The sequence below is a fragment of the Janthinobacterium sp. UMAB-56 genome, from assembly GCF_900095265.1.
Taxonomy (GTDB): domain Bacteria; phylum Pseudomonadota; class Gammaproteobacteria; order Burkholderiales; family Burkholderiaceae_D; genus Janthinobacterium.
In genome coordinates this window covers 76,011-91,311 of record NZ_LT607668.1, presented here as the reverse complement: position 1 = coordinate 91,311, position 15,301 = coordinate 76,011, and the positions used below count along the sequence as shown (strand labels likewise).

The 15,301-nt window shown below is 58.2% G+C and carries 14 protein-coding genes and 1 tRNA gene; 5 read left to right on the top strand and 10 right to left on the bottom strand.

Translation table 11 applies throughout. The features are described 5' to 3' along the window. Positions 1 to 2 precede the first annotated feature (2 nt). The 4 genes from rfbD to K0F85_RS23900 form a co-directional block, all read right to left on the bottom strand. Positions 3 to 899 carry a dTDP-4-dehydrorhamnose reductase gene (gene rfbD / locus K0F85_RS23915; RefSeq protein WP_219118401.1) on the bottom strand — a complete coding sequence of 299 codons (897 nt, stop codon included), beginning with the start codon at positions 897 to 899 and terminating at the stop codon, positions 3 to 5. Then, positions 896 to 1,966, bottom strand: coding sequence for a dTDP-glucose 4,6-dehydratase (rfbB, locus tag K0F85_RS23910; RefSeq protein WP_219118400.1), 1,071 nt, complete (start codon positions 1,964 to 1,966; stop codon positions 896 to 898). The genes rfbD and rfbB overlap by 4 nt, the downstream gene beginning before the upstream one ends. A gap of 4 nt (positions 1,967 to 1,970) precedes the next feature. Beyond that, positions 1,971 to 2,987 (bottom strand): glycosyltransferase family 2 protein, encoded by a 1,017-nt coding sequence (locus tag K0F85_RS23905; protein ID WP_257638147.1) that lies wholly within the window; start codon positions 2,985 to 2,987, stop codon positions 1,971 to 1,973. A gap of 350 nt (positions 2,988 to 3,337) precedes the next feature. Beyond that, the gene (locus tag K0F85_RS23900) at positions 3,338 to 4,876 is read right to left on the bottom strand and encodes a DEAD/DEAH box helicase (RefSeq protein ID WP_219118399.1); all 1,539 of its coding nucleotides are present in this window, start codon (positions 4,874 to 4,876) and stop codon (positions 3,338 to 3,340) included. 363 nt (positions 4,877 to 5,239) lie between these two features. On the opposite strand from K0F85_RS23900, the gene K0F85_RS23895 reads away from it, so the two are divergent. The 5 genes from K0F85_RS23895 (at position 5,240) to K0F85_RS23875 (ending at position 8,982) form a co-directional block, all read left to right on the top strand. After that, positions 5,240 to 5,458 (top strand): oxidoreductase-like domain-containing protein, encoded by a 219-nt coding sequence (locus K0F85_RS23895; RefSeq protein ID WP_219118398.1) that lies wholly within the window; start codon positions 5,240 to 5,242, stop codon positions 5,456 to 5,458. A 521-nt stretch (positions 5,459 to 5,979) separates the two neighbouring features. Continuing rightward, a complete protein-coding gene (locus K0F85_RS23890; RefSeq protein ID WP_219118421.1) occupies positions 5,980 to 6,699 on the top strand; it encodes a Crp/Fnr family transcriptional regulator in 720 nt (239 codons plus the stop codon). Between the two features lie 247 nt (positions 6,700 to 6,946). Further along, complete coding sequence (locus K0F85_RS23885) at positions 6,947 to 7,438, top strand: DUF4265 domain-containing protein (protein ID WP_219118397.1); 492 nt, start codon at positions 6,947 to 6,949, stop codon at positions 7,436 to 7,438. A 244-nt stretch (positions 7,439 to 7,682) separates the two neighbouring features. Next, positions 7,683 to 8,396, top strand: coding sequence for a YjjG family noncanonical pyrimidine nucleotidase (locus tag K0F85_RS23880; protein WP_219118396.1), 714 nt, complete (start codon positions 7,683 to 7,685; stop codon positions 8,394 to 8,396). Positions 8,397 to 8,493: 97 nt separating this feature from the next. Then, positions 8,494 to 8,982: a DUF2726 domain-containing protein gene (locus K0F85_RS23875; RefSeq protein WP_219118395.1), complete on the top strand. Its 489-nt coding sequence runs from the start codon at positions 8,494 to 8,496 to the stop codon at positions 8,980 to 8,982. Positions 8,983 to 8,997: 15 nt separating this feature from the next. Here K0F85_RS23875 and K0F85_RS23870 read toward each other — a convergent pair whose 3' ends face one another. The 6 genes from K0F85_RS23870 to rpsU all read right to left on the bottom strand — a co-directional run bounded on the left by K0F85_RS23870 (position 8,998) and on the right by rpsU (position 15,120). Further along, a complete protein-coding gene (locus K0F85_RS23870; protein WP_219118394.1) occupies positions 8,998 to 9,333 on the bottom strand; it encodes an FKBP-type peptidyl-prolyl cis-trans isomerase in 336 nt (111 codons plus the stop codon). Positions 9,334 to 9,433: 100 nt separating this feature from the next. Beyond that, positions 9,434 to 9,512 (bottom strand) — tRNA-Ile (locus K0F85_RS23865). A gap of 109 nt (positions 9,513 to 9,621) precedes the next feature. After that, entirely contained in the window at positions 9,622 to 11,862 is a 2,241-nt protein-coding gene (rpoD, locus tag K0F85_RS23860; RefSeq protein ID WP_219118393.1) for an RNA polymerase sigma factor RpoD, read from the bottom strand. A gap of 464 nt (positions 11,863 to 12,326) precedes the next feature. Next, on the bottom strand, positions 12,327 to 14,123 hold the full coding sequence (gene dnaG / locus K0F85_RS23855) for a DNA primase (protein WP_131685402.1): 1,797 nt from the start codon (positions 14,121 to 14,123) through the stop codon (positions 12,327 to 12,329). Positions 14,124 to 14,253: 130 nt separating this feature from the next. Then, positions 14,254 to 14,706, bottom strand: coding sequence for a GatB/YqeY domain-containing protein (locus K0F85_RS23850; protein ID WP_034746974.1), 453 nt, complete (start codon positions 14,704 to 14,706; stop codon positions 14,254 to 14,256). Positions 14,707 to 14,907: 201 nt separating this feature from the next. Continuing rightward, positions 14,908 to 15,120 carry a 30S ribosomal protein S21 gene (gene rpsU, locus K0F85_RS23845; protein ID WP_008451879.1) on the bottom strand — a complete coding sequence of 71 codons (213 nt, stop codon included), beginning with the start codon at positions 15,118 to 15,120 and terminating at the stop codon, positions 14,908 to 14,910. Between the last annotated feature and the right edge of the window lie 181 nt (positions 15,121 to 15,301).

The window sequence follows — 15,301 nt, the reverse complement described above, 5'->3', positions numbered from 1 at the left end:
AACTATTTTCCCAGAAATTCTGTCAACATCCTGGCGACTCCAGCCTGCCATGGCGGCAAGGTTAACTGCAAGGCCTCCTGGACTTTGTGCAAAGCCAATCGGGAATTTTTCGGACGCGGCGCCGGCGCCGGGAAAGCCCCGCTGCTGACCGGGTTGATGGCATCGCTGCTGACCTTCAATGTGACACCAGCCTGCCGCGCAAATTCAATCACGAAACGTGCGTAGTCGTGCCACGACGCCTGGCCAGCGGCGGCGAGGTGATAGATGCCGCCGATATCGTGTCCTCCACGCATCGCCTGTACCGCATGCGCAGTCACATCGGCGATCAGTTCTGCGCCGGTGGGCGCACCAATTTGATCATCCACCACGGACAAGTGCTCACGCTCGGCGGCCAGGCGCAGCATGGTCTTGGCAAAATTCCCGCCGCGCGCCGCATATACCCAGCTGGTGCGGAAAATCAGGTGGCGGCAAGCCGATGCCATGATCAGTTGCTCGCCTTCGAGCTTGGTCTGGCCATATACGCTCAGTGGGCCGGTCGTGGCGCTTTCCGTCCGGGCGGCGTCGCCACTGCCATCAAACACATAGTCCGTGGAATAATGCACCAGCAAGGCGCCGATGCGGGCTGCCTCCGAGGCGAGCACGCCCGGCGCCAATGCATTGATGGTGCGGCAAAGCGCCGCATCGCTCTCGGCTCGGTCGACCGCGGTATACGCGGCGGCATTCACGATCACATCGGGCGCGACGCGACGCACGGTGGCGGCCAGCCCGTCAAGATCGCTCAAGTCGCCGCAGAACTCCAGGCTGTCGCGCCCAAGCGAGACCAGCTCGCCCAGCGGCGCCAAGCTGCGCTGCAATTCCCAGCCCACTTGCCCGTTCTTGCCCAGCAAAAGAATTTTCATGCCGCACGCCCTGCATAATTTTGCGCCAGCCAATCACGATAGCTTCCCGACTGCACATGCTCCACCCATTCGGCATTGTCCAGATACCATAGAATTGTCTTGCGAATACCGCTGTCAAACGTCTCTGCTGGCTTCCAGCCCAGTTCACGCGCGAGTTTGCTGGCATCGATCGCATAGCGCCGGTCATGCCCGGGCCGATCGGTCACATAGCTGATCTGCTGGGCATAACTGGCACCATCGGCACGCGGACGCAGCTCATCGAGAAGGGCGCACACCGTGTGCACGATGTCCAGGTTCGGCTTTTCATTCCAGCCGCCCACGTTATACACTTCACCGATCTTGCCGGCGTCCAGCACGCGGCGGATGGCACTGCAGTGATCTTTGACATACAGCCAGTCGCGAATCTGCTGGCCATCGCCATACACAGGCAAGGGTTTGCCGCTCAAGGCGTTGACTATCATGAGCGGAATCAGTTTTTCCGGGAAATGATAAGGGCCGTAGTTATTCGAACAATTCGTCGTCAGCACCGGCAAGCCATAGGTGTGATGGTAGGCACGTACCAGGTGGTCGCTGGCTGCCTTGCTGGCCGAATAAGGGCTATTCGGCTCGTAGCGATGCTCCTCGGTAAATGCCGGGGCATCGGCCGCCAGCGAACCGTAGACTTCATCCGTGGAAACGTGTAAAAACCGGAAATCGCTTTTTTCCTCTGGGGGCAGACTCCCCCAATACGCGCGCACGCTTTCAAGCAGCTTGAAGGTGCCGACAATATTCGTCTCGACAAAGGCAGCGGGCCCATGGATAGAACGATCGACATGGCTCTCTGCGGCAAAATTGACCACCGCACGCGGCCGATGTTCGGCCAGCAACCCCGCTACCAGCTCGCCGTTTCCGATATCGCCATGCACAAACAGGTGTTTGGAGCCATCTTGCAAACTAGCAAGATTTTCCAAATTACCGGCGTACGTCAAATTGTCAAGATTGACAACCAGTTCATCGGCCTGTGCCAGCCAGTCCAAAACAAAATTGCAGCCGATAAAACCTGCGCCGCCAGTTACAAGTATGCTCATTTGATTAGATTTTATTAAAAATTGCAGCTACAAAAAAGGCAATGTTACCTGGCAAACTTTGCCGATGAACACCAGAGCGCTTTAACAGCCATAGCCTCGGCAGCAGCCAAGATTTCCTGGCGGTAGTAAAGTCATCGAGAATGCGCCGGTGTTCAGGTGTTAATTTTCCATGCAGGCGCTGCAGAGATTCGATATTGCGTCCATTCCAGTTACGAAACCAACCGTTGCATAGACGCCGCAGTCTTGAGTAACGCGCCTGCCAGCTACGATTCGTTCCCACCAGATTACCATCGTGCTGACGGTAACGCAAAGAAGGAGATGGATCATAAAACACCTTGCCGCCACAGCCGCTCACCACCATATAAACCCAACAGTCATGCGATACGACCTGCACATCGCCACCCGCCTCGCACAACAATTCTCGCGCAGCATTGTTAAATACCATCGTGTTGCCACCACCTATACTTTGCACCAATGAATTCGCAAAACTTGGTGGCAGGGAAAACAAGGGAGAAGCGCCTATTACTTGATTATCAACATCAACCAACAAGGCCCTCGAACAATATAACGCCGGCACACTTGGCGAAACGTCATTGAGCCAATCGACAGCTCGCTGCAATTTGTCAACTTCCCATATATCGTCCTGATCGGAATAGGCATAATAATCAGCAACTATATCGGCGTTACAGGTCAAAGATAAGAAATTAGCAACAAAACCCTGCGCGGGACCTGAATATATGGATAGACGCTCCCGCCCCCACTTTTGCTGGTACTCTGTCAGGATAGCGCACGTATCATCCCTGGAGCCGTCATCTGAAGCATAGACTTCCCAATTGGTGTGCGTTTGGGCAGCAAATGAGTCAAGCTGCCCAGCCAAAAAATGCTGGCCATGGTAAGTGCATACCAAAATTGCAACCCTTGGCAACATAGATGCCGCGCCCAAAAGAGGGGGTGTTATGGATACATGTGGCATCGCGCCTACGCCATACGTTGTGCTAGCTACATCATTAAATTGACTCACTTATCCGTCTCTATCCTTGGTCTTTCTTAAAACACCCGATGCACAAGGCACGCCGAAGCGGAAGTATCGCAGATGCTAGAGCTTTTTAATAAGCAAATAACATCATGTAACAATATAAAATCCGCTTAAAATTTTAGCTTGATGCGAATTTACCAATCGCGTGCACCAAAGGCAAGCGACTAAACACGTTCTAAAAATGAAAAAACAGCTACATTACCAACAAAATTTGTAAAAAACAATTTTTAACGATGGCTATTTGAGCTTTTCGGAAAGTAAAAGTTTTACGCAGTAAAGGAGGATGAACGTGGTAGCGCCTCCTAGATACCAGAGGCGCTCAGAGAGAAGGGAATTTATTTCGGCATTCCACCCAGCAGAGCAGCAAGCTTTTGCTTCGACTTGGCGGGTGGCAGATTATTGCTCACCATGGGTGCAGCGGTCTTCGCCGGCTCATACGGCTTCAGGAACCAGGGATCGGCCTTTTCGCGGCGGGGGCCGGGACCAAAGGCGGGACGCGCACCGCGCTCGGCGGAGCGGCTGTCGCGGCTATCGCCAGCATGACGGCTCTCCGGGGCGCGCGCGGGACGCGCCTCGCTACCTTCGGTCCGGCGCGGCGGGCGGCGCTCGCTGTCGCTGCTGCGGGCGGGAGCCGGGTTGAAGCCCGTCAATTCACCGCGCTTGATGCTTTGCTTGATGAGTTTTTCGATGTCCGTCAGCAGGCGCTCGTCCTTGTCCGAATAGATCGAAATGGCGTCGCCCGATGCGCCGGCGCGGCCTGTGCGGCCGATGCGGTGCACATAGTCTTCCGCGTTGTAGGGCAAGTCGAAGTTGATGACGCAAGGCAGGTCGGAAATATCCAGGCCGCGCGCCGCCACGTCGGTGGCCACCAGCACGTCGATCTCGCCCTTCTTGAACGCTTCCAGCGCCGCCATGCGCTCCTGCTGGCTCTTGTCACCATGAATCGCCGTAGCGCTCATGCCTTCCTGTTCCAGCACGCGTGCCAGGCGCGAGGCGCCGATCTTGGTGTTCGAAAATACGATGACCTGCTTCAGGTCGCGCTGGCGCAGCAGATGGGCGACCAGAGCATGCTTCTGGTCTTCCGTCACCTTGTAGACCACTTGCGTGACCTTGTCGGCCGTCTGGTTGCTGCGCGCCACTTCGATCGTCAGCGGATCGTTGAGGAAGGTGGCAGCCAGCTTCTTGATTTCTGGCGAGAACGTAGCCGAGAACATCAGGTTCTGGCGCTGCTTCGGCAACAAGTTGATGATGCGCTGCAAGTCCGGCAGGAAGCCCATGTCCAGCATGCGGTCGGCTTCATCCATGACCAGCATCTGCACCTGACTCAGGCTGATGTTCTTTTGCTCGATATGGTCGAGCAAGCGGCCCGGCGTGGCGATGACGATTTCCACGCCGCCACGCAGGATGACGGTTTGCGGCTTCATGTCCATGCCGCCGAAGACGACGGTCGAGCGCAAGGGCGTGTGCTTGGCGTAGGCCTTGACGTTTTCAGCCACCTGCACCGCCAGTTCGCGGGTCGGCGTCAGGATCAGCGCGCGCACCGGGTGGCGTGCCGGCGACATGCTGCTGCTGGCATGCGCCATCAGCAACTGGATGATCGGCAAGGAAAAACCGGCCGTCTTGCCGGTGCCCGTTTGCGCGGCCCCCATCACATCGCGGCCTTGCAGCACCACGGGGATCGCTTGTTCCTGGATCGGTGTCGGATGGGTGTAGCCCTGATCAGTCAGTGCGCGCTGAATTTCAGGCGCGAGACCAAAGTCGGCAAAGGTCAGGCTGGGAGCAGCGGATGCGGCAGGTGCAGGTGCAGCGGCGGTGGGCACCGCTTCAGGGGCAATCGCCGGGCTGGGCGTAGGAGTCGATTCGGTTTCAGACATAAATTTTCTGGTGTGCCTCCGCACTGCGGAAGCCATGCTTTCTCAATAAACAACATTTCTGGGCACAGGCAGCTCCGTCTTGCAAGCCATGGATCATTGTTCTTGCGGCACCTCCGTGCTCCGGGACATGCTGTAGGGCGTATGCGGGAGCGTCGAAGAGATGTGCTGCGATGGCGGCGGAGATCGCGCCGGCGGAACATCGCGCGCAGAAGATACAATATCAGTGCTGTAAACGATACCCTAATTCACCGCAACTGTACACGGAAACCGTGATTTTTGAGCAAAAAGCGTTCCCGCAACGGCACGCCGGGATGCCGTATGATGCGAGCTCCGATGCCAGCTCCTCCGTCCCCAGCCCTCACCATGCCGACCCCGCCTTTCCCACACGATCCGCCACCGCAAGCGCCCAACAAACCGGGCAATGACGAGTGTTGCCACAGCGGTTGCACCTTTTGCGTGCTGGAAATGTATCAGGAAGACCTGGCCGCCTACGAAGAGGCCCTGAGGGCCTGGCAACAGCGCCAGCAAGCCGCTGCTGCGCCCGCCACCCAAGGCCTTAAAAAATCCCGCAAGCGCGTGTAAACGCTTCCCCACTCGTGCACCAGCGCCCCGCTCTTTGCTGACGCCAGCGCCCACTCTTCCAAACGGGAAGCTAGCCAGAACGAGAGGAGCACTGCATACGCTGCGTGCCTTCATGAAACGGTCCAGGCAGGCGCGCGCACGTATATAGACCGTATGGCTAGACAGAAGACCCGGACTCACATCGCTGGCCATCATGCCATCAGCTCGCGCGCGACGGTCAGCGTATTGCTTTTCCCCAGAACACCGTTAGTTCCACACAAGAGACCAGGCGTAGGAGTCGGATGACACGAGGCAATGTTCCTAGCCTACATAAGCACGTCGGCTCATCCGATGCCCGCCTGCGACCGCTGGTCCTATAGTGGATACATGATTCAGCACAACGCTAGCAAGCCAGAAAAGCAGCGCCATCCAACAAAATCAGAAGACGAGGCCCTACCATGTACAAAGCTTATAGCAACCTGACCCCAGCCACGAATAGCCACGCCGCCCAGCACAACTGGCAAGCCGCACCGGCTACGCCCATGATCAGCATCACCGGCGCCCAACAGAACGAATTGCTGCGCGCCTTGTCGCGCGCCGATCTGGAGCGCTTGTTTTGCCAGTTGGAACTGGTCGCGTTACCTGCCGGCAAGCATCTGTACGATTGTGGCGGCAAGATCGAATATACCTATTTCCCCACCAACGCCATCGTTTCCCTGCTGTATGTGATGGAAGATGGCGCCACTACCGAGATCGCCGTCATCGGCCGCGAAGGCGTGGCTGGCGTGGTGCTGTACGAGGCCGAGCGTGCCACCTGCACCGCCATCGTGCAGACAGCTGGCTACGGCTACCGCCTGAAAACCGCCTTCCTGCGTGAAATCTTCAATGAAGGCGGCGCGATGGCACAATTGCTGATGCGCTACACCAGCGCGATGTTTGCGCAAATGGCACAGAACGTAGTAGGCGGACGTCATTGCAGCATCGAACAAAAACTGTGCCGCTGGCTACTCGACCGCCTCGACCGTTCGCTCTCGAACGAACTGAAGGTCACGCAAGACACCATGGCCAACATGCTGGGCGTGCGCCGCGAAAGCGTCACCGTCACGGCCCGCAAACTGCAGGACGAAGGCTTGATCCAGTACCGCCGCGGCACGGTCGAAGTCCTCGACCGCGAAGGTCTGGAAGCGGCCGCCGGCAATTGCTACAAGGCAGCGCGCGCCGGGTTCGAACAGTTCCGCAGCGGCATCAGCGCACATAACTAAGTAATCAGCGCCAATGTATCAAGGCAAGCACGCTCCGGCGTGCTTTTTTTCATTCTGGAGCATGCTGCCCTCGCCGGTCACGTCAAATCGCACGACGGCATATAAACAAGCTCGAGCCGGAATCACTTTCGTCATTGCATCTACTCGCCTGCACCGTTGCGTAACCATCCAGCAGCTAGGTACCCGGTACAATATTGCCTTCCCCAAACCTGGCGCGACCCGCAGCGCCGGCACTATGAAAGAATGCATGGAAGACATCAATTGCGAAGGCTTGCCGCATATCCGCGTACTGGCAGGCGAAAATACCCACGGCCCCGTGTATGAAACCCTGCCGGCGCGCCAGATTGACGAACACGTCTACGAACTGCTGGCCTCGCCCGGCCTGACCCTGAACCTGGCGCGCGGCGACATCGTCAACATCGCCGACCCGCTCGCCCCTGCCGAAGTACTGACGCGCGGCGGCAACTTCTGCATCCAGATCTATGCCGACGACGTGTCGCAAGAGGCGGTGGATCAGCTCGAACGCGACGTGCAAGAACAACTGGGCGGCACCATGGACGGCCAGCACAGGGGCAATCTCACCTTCAGCGTGCCAGGACACCACGGCCTCTACAACGTCAACGGCCCCTTCGACGCCTTCCGCACGGCAACGGGCGTGGAATGGTACTTCGCCAATATCTACGTCAACCTCGATGACGACGATGATGAAACCTTGCTCAACTGGTGGGTGGATATGTAAGCTTGCTCTTGCGCAGGTTAGGGCCATGCCCTGTGCCATCCCGCCGTTTTACTCTGGCCCAAATATCTGTTTGCCACCAGGCTAGACGGTGTATGCGTGCTGTCTTATCCGGTGGATCAGTCGCCGGCGGATGGCGAGGCCTTGCCTATGCTGGCCCTGTTATCACCCGCACAGGCGATGGCCAACCGAATTCAGCGCTACGTGCTACGATGCAAGACAAGTTCCACGCTTTCAACAACATGCCATGAAATACAAATTATTCCTGTTTGACCTGGACGATACCCTGCTCGATTTCAGGGCATCCGAAAAGCGCTCGTTCCTGCATACCATGCACGAACTGGGCTTGCGCGACGGCATCGACGGGCTGTTCACACAATACCAGGCGATCAACGTCGACCTGTGGAAACGTTTCGAAACGGGTGAGGTGAGCAAGGATTTCCTGAAGGTAGAACGGTTCCGCAAGACGTTTGCCCTGAATGGCATAGCCATGGACCCGGAACTGGCCAGCCGCTTGTATCTGGAATCGCTGCCGGACACGGTCGTGCTCATCGATGGCGCCAAGCAAGTATGCGAAACCCTGTCGCGCATCGGCGAAGTGGGCATCATCACCAACGGCGTCGAATCCATCCAGAACCGCCGCATCGCCGCATCCGGCCTGAGCAACTATATTTCCTTCGTCGCCACCTCCGAAGCGTGCGGCCACGCCAAGCCGGACGTGCGCTTCTTCGAGTACGCAGCCAAGATGGCGCGCGCATTCAGCAAGGAAACATCGATCATCATCGGCGACCGGCTGGACGCCGATATCCTCGGCGCCAACCGCTACGGCATCGCCAGTTGCTGGTTCAACCCGGACAGCATGGCCAATACCTCGACCGCCTTGCCGACCTATGAAGTGGCCAGCCTGCATGACATCGTGCCGGTGCTGGACGCGATGCCGGTCAAGTTGAAGCAGATTTGATCTTCAACAAGAGCACCACCTGACATACGCTGGCGGCGGCACGAAAACACACCGCTACTCGCGTACCATCAGTACTCGTCCATTCTGGTGCCAGCCCATGCCTTCTTACGCCGTCCTGATCGCCATCGCAGCACTGATCCTGTTCTTTGCCATGCTGGCCACGCGCCAGGCTGGCAAGTCGGCCAGGCCGTTGCGGCTGCACAGAAAACCCGTCATGACGGCACGCGAGCAACAAATGTATCACCTGCTGCAGACGGCCTTGCCGGAATGCACAGTGCTGGCACAAGTGGCATTTTCCGCGCTGATAACGGCGAAGGGATGGGCAAACAGAAACCGTTTCGACCGCAAGGTAGCCGATTTTGTCCTGTGCAGCCAGCAACTGAACGTCATCGCCATAGTCGAGCTCGACGACCGCAGCCACGCCGGCCGCGAACGCCAGGACAAGGAACGCGACGCCATGCTCAAGCTGGCAGGATATGTGACCTTGCGTTATGCAAATTTCCCCACCCAGCAAGCGCTGCGCGCCGATATCGAAAAACTACTGACGAAAAAAGACGGCGTGAAGGCAAGTGCTCTGCCCGCCTGATCGCGCATCAAGAGATCAGTCGCGCGTCAGCACTTCCAGCAACTCAATCTCGAACACGAGATTGGAATTTGGTGGAATCATGCCCACCTGACGCTCGCCATACGCCAGCGCCGCCGGCACCCACAACTTGCGAGTACCACCCACCTGCATGCCGTGCAAACCCAAAATCCAACCTTGAATGACCTTGTTATTGCTCAACACACAGCGAAAAGGCTCACCCCGCTGATGCGACGAGTCAAACTCCGTGCCATCTTCCAGCCAGCCACGATAATGGGCGGTGATCAGGGCGCCGCGCGCTGCTGCCTTACCCTCGCCAACGACAATATCTTCAATCTTCACTTCAGCCGTCATCTCGTTTCATCCTTCATCAATCGCAATGCCGCGATTGTACACAGCATGAAAAAAGCCCCGGCAGTCACCCGCCGGGGCTCGTTCTATTATTACTAAATTCTGGTGGGCCTCCCGTGAGTCGAACACGGCACCAACGGATTATGAGTCCGCTGCTCTAACCAAGCATGAGCTAGAGGCCCAAGGGACTGCTGCGTGGCGGCGCTATTGACACCCGCCTCGCGCGGCCGTTTTGGAAACGGACACGCGAGGATAGGGGTATCAGCGGCGCACGTCAAGCCCTATTGGCTTCTAGTTGGCTTCCAAGAAGCTTTTCAGCTTGTCGGAACGCGATGGATGGCGCAGCTTGCGCAGCGCCTTGGCTTCGATCTGGCGGATGCGCTCGCGCGTCACGTCAAATTGTTTGCCGACTTCTTCGAGCGTATGGTCGGTGGACATTTCGATACCGAAACGCATGCGCAGCACTTTGGCTTCGCGTGGTGTCAGGGAATCGAGCACGTCCTTGACCACGCCCCGCATGGACGCGTGCAGGGCCGCGTCGGCCGGTGCCAGGGTGTTGTTGTCCTCGATGAAGTCGCCCAGGTGGGAGTCGTCGTCGTCGCCGATCGGCGTTTCCATCGAGATCGGTTCCTTGGCGATTTTCATGATCTTGCGGATCTTGTCCTCGGGCATTTCCATCTTGATCGCCAGGGTGGCCGGATCGGGTTCCGCGCCCGTTTCCTGCAGGATCTGGCGAGAAATCCGGTTCATCTTGTTGATCGTCTCGATCATGTGCACGGGAATGCGGATCGTGCGCGCCTGGTCGGCGATCGAGCGCGTAATGGCCTGGCGTATCCACCAGGTGGCATAGGTCGAGAACTTGTAGCCACGACGGTACTCGAACTTGTCGACGGCCTTCATCAGGCCGATATTGCCTTCCTGGATCAGGTCGAGAAATTGCAGGCCCCGGTTCGTGTATTTCTTGGCGATCGAAATAACCAGGCGCAAGTTGGCCTCGGTCATTTCGCGCTTGGCCTTGCGCGCCTTCATTTCACCGGCCGCCATCTGGCGGTTGATGTTGCGCAAGTCCGGCAGCGGCAAGACGACGCGTGCCTGCAGGTCGATCAGGCGCTGCTGCAGTTCCTTGACAGTCGGAATGTTGCGGCCCAGGATGGCGCTATAGGCGTGCCCTGCGTTGACTTCGCCATCGACCCAGTCCAGATTGGTTTCATTGCCCGGGAAGACCTTGATGAAGTGGGCGCGCGGCATGCCGCAGCGGTTCACTGCCACGTCGAGTATCTGTTTCTCGATATGGCGCACTTCATCGACCTGGCCGCGCAGGGTGTCGCACAGTTTTTCCACCACCTTGGCCGTGAAGCGGATGCCCAGCAGCTCTTGCGAAATGGCTTCCTGCGCCTTGGCGTAGGGCTTGGAGTTGTAGCCTTCTTTTTCGAAAGCGCGGCGCATCTTGTCGAATTGCTGCGAAATGACGGCAAATTTTTCCAGCGCCGTGCGTTTCAGGGTTTCCAGCTGTTCGGCAGAGAAGCCGGCCGCGCCGGAAGCGCTCGCCTCTTCCTCTTCTTCGGCTTCCTCCTCTTCCGCCTCGCCTTCTTCGTCGTCTTCTTCGACGGGGGCGGCCACGACAGGAGCGGCGGCGACCGGTTCATTTTCATCGACGAGACCGTCAACGATTTCGTCGATCTTGATCTCTTCGTTGGCGATGCGATCGGCGGCAGCGATGATCTCGGCGATCGTCACGGGACAAGCGGAAATGGCCTGTATCATGTCTTTCAAGCCATCTTCGATGCGCTTGGCAATCTCGATCTCGCCTTCGCGCGTCAGCAGCTCAACCGAACCCATTTCGCGCATATACATGCGCACGGGGTCGGTGGTACGGCCGAAATCGGAGTCGACGGTCGACAATGCGGCCTCGGCCGCCGCTTCCGCCTCGTCATCGCTGGTGACGACGGCAACGTTATCGGACAGCAACAGCGTTTCCGCATCGGGCGCGTGTTCGTAGACGGCGATACCCATGTCATTGAAGGTACCGATGATGCCTTCGATGGCTTCCGGATCGACGATGTTCTCGGGCAAGTGATCGTTGATTTCCGCGTAGGTCAGGAAACCGCGTTCCTTGCCGAACTTGATCAGGGTCTTGAGTTTCTGGCGCCGGCGCTCGAGTTCTTCCTCGCTCGCTTCCGTGTCGGACGAGAAGGCGTCCTTCAGCAGCGCGCGCTCCTTCGCCTTGCGGTCCTTGGCCTTGGCCTTGTCGACGGCCTTCAGTTCGGCCCGCTCCACGGCATTCAGGGCGGCGACTTCATCATTTTCTGGCTGGAATTCTTTTGGCTTGCGGCCGCGGCGGCCTGGCACTTTTACCGAAGGCAGGACATAGCCGGACGTATCGATGGCCGCCAGGGTGGCGGCGTCGGTGGTCTGGCTGACCACGGGCGCGCTGGTGATGCGCGCTTCTGGCCGGTCGAGCGCCTTTTCGGCTTTCGTGGTAACTTTAGTGGGCTTTGCAGCCGCTTTGGATTCGGGTTTCTTGATTGGCACAGGCGCTTTCGATTACACAACGACTTGCTTTACGGTGGATTAGGATAAAGTTTGCTGCCAGTTCCCTGTCTACCTGCGGGAACCACCATCTTCGAACCTGCCGACAACGCAAATTCGACACTGTTACGTTACTTACACCTCATCGGCCACGATCCGCGGGAAGCGCAGCAATTCCTGTCCACCGGCTGTTGCCAGCCGCCTCGGCAAAAATTCCTGCATCGACCGCGTTGGGAGCGAGAGCCTGGCGCGGTTTGACAGCGTCTGCGAGCCTTGCCCACAATGCCGAAAGCGCCAGTTGGCTCTGGCTGCCGACACGATCCACCGCGCCGATCAAGAGCCTAACTTACTGAAAACAAATACTATTTACGAAACAGAACTAGCTTGCCAAAGCACACAATACTTAGCATTTAATTATAGCACGCGAAAAATGTTTTTCCAGTGCGCGCCATACCTCCAGAGCAAGGTTATCGATTCACCAACTCCGCATCACGCTCACGCTCCAGCTCGCCTTGCTCTTGCATGATTTCGCGGTAGCGTACACCAATTTTCTCGGATGGCAAACCCGACGCAAACAATTGCTGCAATTCCGCCTTCAAGGCATTCAACTTGATCTCGCGGATGGTGCTCACCAGCCACGACAATTCGCTGTCGTAATCGGATTCCGTGCCGGCCGCGATCTCGCCGATGATCTCGTCGTATTCGCTGCCCAGCTCCTTCAACTGCTGCGCCAGGGCGGCAAAACTGCCATGCTCGCCCAAGGCCTGCCCCACGGCCACCAGTTGCCCCAGGCTGTGCGCCGCATCCGGCCCCAGGTGCTGGAAAGCCGTGAGAGCGGCCTCGTCGATGCGCATCGTCAGCGGCGGATGCGCCACCAGCATGCGCATGATCTTCAATTCCAGCCCCACGGGCACGGGGCGGCCCGATTTCGGCGGCGCGCGGCGCGCCACGGCAACGGGCTTGGCCAGCTCGAACAGGGCTTCGATTTCGGCCGGCGTGGACTGCGTCAGTTGCGCCAGGCCGCGCACGATCTGCAGGCGCAAGGACGACGGCGCCATCAGTTGCAGCAGGGGCTTGGCGTCGAACTGCACGCGGGCACGCCCTTCCGGCTCCGACAAATCATGCTCACCCGACACTTCTTTCAGCAAAAATTGCGACAGCGGCATGGCTTCATGTACTTGCTGTTCAAAACCTTCGGCGCCGAATTCGCGGATGTAACTGTCCGGATCGTGTTCCGAGGGCAGGAACAGGAATTTGATGGTTTTATTGTCCGACACATGGGCCAAACTCGCTTCCAGCGCGCGGCGGGCGGCGCGGCGGCCAGCCTTGTCGCCGTCGAAGCTGAAAATCACGTTATCGGTCTGGCGCAGCAGTTTTTGCACGTGGGTGGGCGTGCACGCCGTGCCCAGGGTGGCAACTGCTTGCGGGAAACCCATCTGCGCCAGCGCCACCACGTCCATATAGCCCTCCGTCACCAGCACATAGCCGGCGTCGCGGATAGCCTGGCGCGCCTCGAACAAGCCATATAGTTCGAATCCCTTGGAAAACAAGGGGGTTTCCGGCGAGTTCAGGTATTTCGGTTCCCCATGGTCGAGCACGCGTCCGCCAAAGGCGATGACCTGGCCCTTGGTATTACGAATCGGGAACATGATGCGTTCGCGGAAACGGTCGTAGCGCTTGCGGTTGTTGCCCTCTTCATCGACCTTGTCGATCACCAGGCCGGCCTCGGCCAGAGCCACCACATCGTAGTCGGGGAAGACGGAACGTAAATTGTCCCAGCCGCCGGGCGCGAAGCCCATACCGAAGCGAGCGGCCACTTCGCCCGTCAAGCCCCGGTTCTTCAGGTAGGCGATGGCTTCCGGCGCGTGGCGCAATTGCCCCCGGTAATAATCGCAGGCCTGCGTCATGGCATCGGACAGGGCCATGCTTTGCGCCTGGATCTGCGCGCGCTGGGCCGGCGGGATCTTGTCGTCCGCTTCCGGCACCACCATGCCCACGTTCTGCGCCAGGTCCTTCACGGCATCGACAAAGCCCATGCCCGAGTACTCGATCAGGAAGCCGATCGAGGTGCCATGCGCGCCACAGCCGAAGCAGTGATAGAACTGCTTGGTGGGGCTGACGGTAAAGCTGGGCGATTTTTCACTGTGAAACGGGCACAAGCCCATGAAATTGGCGCCACCTTTTTTCAGTTGCACATAGCGGCCCACGACATCGACGATATCGACGCGGTTGAGCAAATCGGAAATGAAGGATTGAGGTATCACTGGCGAGGGCGGGTCTTGTTATAGGTCAGACTATACTACCGCACGCGGCCTGAGGTTGAGCCAGGTCAACGTGTGGGCGATTTGAGCGGCTGCCAGCATGGGCCGGCAGCCGATTACTACTATTGTATGCTTACGCTGCCGGCGTCAAGGCTTTCTTGACCAGGGCGGACACCACGGTCATGTCGGCGCGGCCGGCCAGCTTCGGCTTGACGATGGCCATCACCTTACCCATGTCTTGCGGACCGGCGGCGCCCGAGGCGGCCACGGCGGCAGCCACTTCGGCCGCCACTTCTTCGTCCGACAGGCCGGCAGGCATATAGCCCGTCAGGTGCACCAGTTCGGCTTTTTCGATGTCGGCCAGGTCGGCACGGCCACCGGCTTCGAACTGGGTGATCGAATCCTTGCGCTGCTTGATCATCTTTTCCACGATGGCCGTCACGTGGGCATCCGTCAGTTCGATGCGCTCGTCGACTTCCTTGCGCTTGATTTCTGCCAGCAACAGGCGAATCGTGCCCAGCTTGCCCGCTTCCTTGGCGCGCATGGCGTTTTTCATGTCTTCGGTAATTTGTTCTTTCAAGCTCATGGCAATCCTCGTGTTGGTAAGTGGTAAAGGGACTCGATGCTCGTGCGCGCGGGCCAAGCAGGCGGCCACAAAAGCGAAAACCCGCTGCGGCGAACCGGAGCGGGCATGCGACTCATCTGAAGTATCACTTCAGGCGAATCAAAACAAAACCCGTGGCGAACAATGCGCCGAACTACCCGGGTTGGTTCTGACTGAACAGTCTTAGAATAATTTTTTCGGCAGTTGTTGGCTGCGGATGCGTTTGTAATGACGCTTTACAGCAGCTGCCAGCTTGCGCTTGCGCTCAGCTGTTGGCTTTTCGTAGAATTCGCGTGCGCGCAATTCGGTCAGCAGACCCGTTTTTTCGATGGTGCGTTTGAAGCGACGCATTGCGACTTCGAACGGCTCGTTTTCTTTAAGGCGAATAGTGGTCATGTAAAATTCAAACCGTTGAGGTGGTGTATAGGAAGAGATAGATAGTAGCAGCTTTTATTCGGAAAGGGAAGCCCCTCCCCCACTTGCGTGCGGCATGCAGCCTGCGGTCGCTGCCGGAATGTGGCGTAAACCACGCACCGGGGCCGGCGCACCGGGCGCCAGAACCCAATACTACAGAGTT